Below are 6,596 nucleotides of genomic sequence, written 5' to 3' on the forward strand. Positions count from 1 at the left end.
AAATGTCTATAATACTGCTGTAGAAAAGTGCCTCAAAGTTGATTGCCTGATCGGAAATTGTCACATCAGTGAGATTCTTCTGTAATTACTTTATCATTCTATTTTTAGGCTTATGTCCCAACAAGTTTCCCCTCCATCAACACAAAACTGCCTACCAACGCTGATTACTAAGGAACGGGAACTGTCCTGGCGAGTTGCTTCTAATTTATTCATTAGCTTTAAATATGCCTGGGCTGGAATTAGCTACACCTTTCACACTCAACGCAACTTTCGTATCCACTTAAGTGTATGTGCTCTGGCGATCGCCTTAAGCATTTTCCTGCACCTGCAAGGGGTAGAAATTGCGGTCATTAGTATAACTAGTGGTTTAGTATTAGCATTGGAATTAATCAATACAGCCATTGAGTCCCTGGTAGACTTAACAGTGAAGCAGACCTATCACGAGTTAGCTAAAATTGCCAAAGATTGCGCCGCTGGTGCTGTACTGATATCAGCCTTAGTAGCTGTGGTGGTGGCGGCTACCCTGTTGCTACCACCTCTAGTGATTTTAATTCTGTCAAATTTCTAGATAAAAACCAGGAGTGATCGGCTTTGATTATAGTCATAGATAATTATGACAGTTTTACATATAATCTGGTGCAGTATCTCGGAGAACTAGCAGTAGAGTTTCCTGTGGCCTCAGATATTCAAGTTTTTCGCAACGACAAAATTACAGTGGAGGAAATTAGGGCATTAAATCCCAATCTAATAGTAATTTCTCCGGGTCCTGGTCGTCCAGAAAACGCGGGCATCTCCCAAGATGTGATTAAACAGCTAGGTCACAACTTACCAATTTTGGGTGTTTGCTTAGGGCATCAAAGCATTGGTCAAGTATTCGGTGGTAAAATCGTCTCAGCTGCGGATTTGATGCATGGTAAAACCTCCCAAGTGTCTCACACGGGAGTAGGTGTTTTCCAGGGTTTAGAAAATCCGATGGTAGCCACCAGATATCATAGTTTAGTGATTGACCGTGACAGCTGCCCAGAGGTGTTAGAAATCACCGCTTGGGTTGAGGATGGTACTATTATGGGGGTGAGACACCGGAACTATCCTCACATTCAGGGCGTCCAGTTTCATCCAGAGAGTGTTTTAACATCTTCAGGAAAGCAGTTATTACGAAACTTTCTGGAACAATTACAGCCGACAGGGTAATTTATGAACCGACGAGAGTTGATGGGCTATGGTGGTACGGGGTTAGTGACAGCACTGCTGAGTAATTTAGGCCGCAAGGCTGACGCAAAATCTCCGGCTTTATCAGTTCAGTGGTTGGGTCATACTTGCTTTTTATTTACTGGTAGCGGTGTGAGGATTTTGGTTAATCCATTTCACACAGCTGGCTGTACAGCTGGCTATCGTCCGCCCAGAGTCGAGGCGGATTTAGTCATGATTAGCAGTAAATTACTAGATGAAGGTGCGGTAGATGGACTACCGGGAACCCCCAAGCTAGTATATGCACCTGGTGCTTACGAGTTTAAAGGTATTCAGTTACAGGGAATTGCTATAGACCATGATCGCAAAGGTGGTAGACAATTTGGGATGAATACCGCTTGGAGTTGGGAACAAGGGGGAATTAAGATTCTCCATTTAGGAGGTGCTGCGGGGCCGATTGGGATTGAGCAACGAATTTTGATGGGTCGTCCTGATGTCTTGTTAATTCCAGTGGGGGGTAGTGATAAGGCCTATAATGCCCAAGAAGCCCAGCAGGTGACTGGGTTGTTAAATCCTAAATTGGTAATTCCCACTCACTACCGTACACAAGCGGCTAATGATGTATGTGATATTTCCCCAGTGGATGAATTTCTGAGTTTGATGCAGGGGATGACTGTAAGTCGTAGTAATAATGATATAATTACTATTAGTGCTAATAATCTGCCCCAAAAGAGTGAGATTAGGGTTTTAACCTATAGGTTTTAATTAATATTTTAATTAGTAAGCATTTTTGCAGTAAATCTGGCGATTTAATGAATAGGGGTAATTCATGAATTACCCCTGTTGTAATTTCAGACTAGCAATATCGAAAAATGACTTTTAGGCAGTTAACCATTCTGGTGTAAATCTATCTTCTTCAGCAACAAAAGACTCAGTTGCTATTGTTCCATCCATAGACCAAATTCTATCTACACCGGTTTGTGTATCACGCCAGTAGATATCAGTTGTACCGTTACCATCAAAATCTCCTAATGACAGCATTAAACCAGGCTGGGTGTTAGGTAGGAAGGCTTCAGAAGCAACTGTTGTTCCATCCATGATCCAGGCGGTATTCTCACCAGTTACCTGATTATGCCAGAAGATATCAGTTTTACCGTCGCCATTAAAGTCACCAATGGATGATGTCCAGGATGAGTCTAGGGTTGCTAAATTAGATTCGGTAATTATGATACCATTCATAGACCAAATCTTGTTCTCTCCTGTTTCACTGTTACGCCACAGGATATCAGTTCTCAAGTCACCGTTAAAATCCCCTAGGGTAAAGTCCCAAGATGAGTCTTGGGATTGGAGAGCAAATTCGTTTTTAGTGGTTCCATTCATCAACCAAAGTTTGTTTTCACCGGTTTCGCTATTGCGCCAGAAGATATCACTTCTACCATTACCAGTGAAATCAACAATAGTGGGTGTATAAGATGTTTCTACTGCTTCCAACAGGGAGGCATCGACAACATTAATACCATCCATTGTCCAAATAGCAGTTTGACCGTTTTCGGTATTATGCCAGAAAATATCGGTTTTGCGATCGCCATTAAAGTCGCCAATTTGAGCTTTCCAAGTTGGGTCAACCGTATCTAGTGCTATGGTATTAGCAATTCTTGTACCATCCATTAGCACAATGCGATTTTCCCCTGTGACTTGATTACGTAACAAGAAGTCAGTTTTGCCATCACCATTGAAATCAGCGATTTCATAACCCATAGATGATAAGTCAAATTGACCTAGAGAAGCCTCTTGCTGCACTCTGGAACCTTCCATGAGGCGAATGATGATTTCCCCTGTTTGAGTATTTAACCACAGCTTATCTGCTTTACCATCGCCATTGAAATCAGGGACAATGGCCGCACTTGTTAAGTAAGGATTAGGGTTGGGGTTAGCTCCTCCAAATAGATTCGGAAGTGATGGGAGAAAATTTACTTGTGATGAACTACTACTTGTTGGTAAACTAGCATCTAATCCAGGATCATTAGATACTAATAGCGCTGACTTTACCAAGGATTGGTCATATGAATTTTGTATCGTCTCGTCAAATACAGAGGGGTTTTGTTGTGTAGGCATACTGTTTTCTTATCACTGGTGGTTATCCCACTTTTATCTCTTTTTTTGGATGAATTTCTGTATTTAAAAAACATTATTTTTGGCTGATAATTTAATTGATAAACATTTATTCTTTATAAATGTCAGGTTTTATAGATATCTAGGAAATCAAGGATAATTTGATTTAATTATCATTTTTTACAGACAATATAAGCATCATGTTTTGATTCCCTAACTTGATGATCGAAAATATATATTTAATTGATTAAATGCAGATAGTGACTATGGAAATCAAGATTGGCTAAAATAATTGATATCAGGAGCAACTGACCCAATCTAGATGATTTAGAAGTGTACAATAATACTAGAAGTCAAAATTTAAGTAGCTATGCAAGCAGAATATCAACAACGTCGCCAAGAATTCATGGCAAAAATTGGTAATGGTACGGCGATTTTTCGCAGTGCGCCCATGGCGGTGATGCACAATGATGTAGAATATACTTATCGCCAAGATAGTGATTTTTTCTATCTGACGGGGTTTAATGAACCCCAAGCAGTAGCAGTGTTAGCACCACACCACCCAGAACATCGCTTTATATTGTTTGTGCAACCCAAGGATAGAGAAAAGGAAGTTTGGACTGGTTACGTTTGTGGGGTGGATGGAGCTAAAGAAATTTATGGCGCAGATGCTGCTTACCCTATAGGGGAACTGGAGGAAAAATTACCCCAGTATTTGGAAAAAGCTGATCGTATTTACTATCATTTCGGCCGCGATCGCACTTTTAATGATATAATACTTAAGAACTACCAAAGTTTACTGCGAACCTATCCCAAACGTGGTACAGGTCCTGTGGGTATTTCGGACACCGGAACTATTCTCAGCACCATGAGATTAGTAAAAAGTGAGGCGGAATTAGAATTAATGCGCCAAGCTGCAGCGATCGCCGCAGAAGCACATAACCGCGCCAGAGAATTGACATCCCCTGGACGTTATGAATACGAAATCCAGGCGGAAATAGAACATATTTTTAGGTTGCGGGGCGGGATGGGTCCAGCTTATCCTTCTATTGTGGCTTCTGGTGTGAATGCTTGTGTATTGCATTACATCGAAAATCAACGGCAAATGCAGGATCAAGAATTGCTGCTGATTGATGCTGGTTGTGCATATGGTTATTACAACTCTGACATTACCAGGACATTTCCCGTAGGGGGTAAGTTCACCCCAGAACAAAAGATATTGTATGAGATTGTTTTAGAAGCCCAAAAACAGGCGATCGCCCAAGTCAAACCAGGTAACACTTTTAACGCGGTTCATAATACTGCTGTGCGTGTAATTACCCAAGGTTTAGTAGAAGTTGGTATTCTCAAGGGCGAAGTTGACAAGTTAATAGAAGAAGAAAAGTATAAACCCTATTATATGCACCGCACCAGTCATTGGTTAGGTTTAGATGTCCATGATGTGGGTGTGTACCAGTATGGTGAAGATAAACCCCAGATTTTACAACCTGGTCAAGTGCTAACAGTGGAACCAGGAATTTATATAGTCCCAGATACCAAATTACCAGAAGACCAAGCAGAAACTCACCCCCGCTGGGTGGGTATTGGTATTCGCATTGAAGATGACGTTTTAGTCACACCCACAGGTCATGAAGTGTTAACCGCTGGGGTTCCCAAGGAAGTTACAGCAGTGGAAAGATAATATAAATGGGATGGTTTACCCATCCCTACAAACTTACAAGAGATTAAAGACTTTGAGCTTATTCAATCGGGAACCCAGGAATTAAACCATCAATTTCCTCCATTAACCGTAAAGTTTCCGTTAACACAACCACAATTTTTTGATAGTGATTAATTTCTGCTACTGACAAGACACGATGACTATTCTTTCTATCTTTTAACCATTTATCCAATACTTGATATCCACCGATTTTAAATTCCCAGATATGTTGAGGAATATCTGTAAAATAACTGTGTTGATTGATATACACTCTTTGTAATTCTGAATTATAGGTTACTTGAGTAACTTGGTTATCCCCCTGAGCGAATGTGGTAATTAAATTATTCAGGGTGGGAGATTTCATTAAATGTAAATTTACTAATTCTTCTCCTCTGGTAGTTAAGGAGTTAAATAATTGCTTGTTACTAGTTAAGGGGAGACGGGGAAAATCTATTTTGAGAAATTCTGCGTATCTGGTGCGATAGGTGGGACTGTGAAATATAGCATAAGCATAGTAAAGTATTTCTTCTGGGGTTGGTGTTTGACCTAGTTTGGTGTTGATGGTTTCTAGGAATTTGGGGGATAGGTTAGTTTGTTGATTTTCTGTATTTGGGTAAAGGTAGAGGGGGAATAAATAGTTAGTTTCTCTGGTTTTATTAGAAATAGCACAACATTCTATAATTTGATTGGATACACTGACTAAATACCATTTTCCTGGTTGTGATTGTTGACGACACAAAACTAAGGCTAAATTTCCACAATTTACCATATTTTGCATCACTTCATTTCTGGTAAGTTCGACAACATCTTGATGATGATAATAAAATCGTGTATCAAAAGGACGATACAAACAAGTACTAAAATAAGATAACCAATATTTATTATTAGCTAACAATTTTCGCTTTGTACTAAGTTTCCAGTCACGAGTATCACCCAGATTGTACATCTGACATATATGTTCATCTGTGATACTTAAATCTCTAAAATCTTCTATTCTTTGACGGAGTGGTTCTAAATCAAAATCTATAACAAAATGGTCACGGTGAGTTTTTACCCCTGTGGAATTTACAGGTAGAATATCTGTCACCCTCCAACCCTGATGATATTCCGTAGTTAAATCAAAATCCTTTTCAATCGGTAACCCAGGAATTAAACCATCAATTTCCTCCATTAACCGTAAGGTTTCCGTTAACGCAACCACAATTTTTTGATAGTGGTTAATTTCTGCTACTGACAAGACCCGATGACTATTCTTTCTATCTTTTAACCATTTATCTAATACTTGATATCCACCGATTTTAAATTCCCAGATATGTTGAGGAATATCTGTAAAATAACTCTGTTGATTGATATACACTCTTTGTAATTCTGAATTATAAGTTACTTGAGTAACTTGGTTATCCCCCTCGGTGAATGTGGTAATTAAATTATTTAGGGTGGGAGATTTCATTAAATGTAAATTTACTAATTCTTCTCCTCTGGTAGTTAAGGACTTAAATAATTGCTTGTTACTAGTTAAGGGGAGACGGGGAAAATCTATTTTGAGAAATTCTGCGTATCTGCTGCGATAGGTGGGACTGTGAAATATAGCATAAGC

6 protein-coding genes are annotated in these 6,596 nt (G+C 39.6%); 4 read left to right on the forward strand and 2 right to left on the reverse strand.

Going from position 1 to position 6,596, the window contains the following annotated elements; genetic code table 11:
- Positions 1–112 precede the first annotated feature (112 nt).
- Genes PN447_RS09075 through PN447_RS09085 form a run of 3 tightly spaced genes read left to right on the forward strand, consistent with a single transcriptional unit; the run spans position 113 to position 1,953 of the window.
- Complete coding sequence (locus tag PN447_RS09075; protein WP_271762499.1) at positions 113–568, forward strand: diacylglycerol kinase family protein; 456 nt, start codon at positions 113–115, stop codon at positions 566–568.
- A gap of 23 nt (positions 569–591) precedes the next feature.
- Positions 592–1,191, forward strand: coding sequence for an anthranilate synthase component II (locus tag PN447_RS09080; protein ID WP_271762500.1), 600 nt, complete (start codon positions 592–594; stop codon positions 1,189–1,191).
- 3 nt (positions 1,192–1,194) lie between these two features.
- Entirely contained in the window at positions 1,195–1,953 is a 759-nt protein-coding gene (locus PN447_RS09085; protein WP_271762501.1) for an MBL fold metallo-hydrolase, read from the forward strand.
- Positions 1,954–2,067: 114 nt separating this feature from the next.
- Here PN447_RS09085 and PN447_RS09090 read toward each other — a convergent pair whose 3' ends face one another.
- A complete protein-coding gene (locus PN447_RS09090) occupies positions 2,068–3,303 on the reverse strand; it encodes an FG-GAP repeat domain-containing protein (RefSeq protein ID WP_271762502.1) in 1,236 nt (411 codons plus the stop codon).
- Positions 3,304–3,670: 367 nt separating this feature from the next.
- Between PN447_RS09090 and PN447_RS09095 the strand changes: the two genes are divergently transcribed.
- On the forward strand, positions 3,671–4,981 hold the full coding sequence (locus tag PN447_RS09095) for an aminopeptidase P N-terminal domain-containing protein (RefSeq protein ID WP_271762505.1): 1,311 nt from the start codon (positions 3,671–3,673) through the stop codon (positions 4,979–4,981).
- Positions 4,982–5,039: 58 nt separating this feature from the next.
- Here the strand turns inward: PN447_RS09095 and PN447_RS09100 are convergent.
- On the reverse strand, positions 5,040–6,596 hold a 1,557-nt coding region (locus PN447_RS09100), incomplete at its 5' end, for a type ISP restriction/modification enzyme (protein ID WP_334311093.1).

Source organism: Anabaena sp. CS-542/02, from assembly GCF_028331085.1.
Lineage (GTDB): Bacteria > Cyanobacteriota > Cyanobacteriia > Cyanobacteriales > Nostocaceae > Anabaenopsis > Anabaenopsis arnoldii.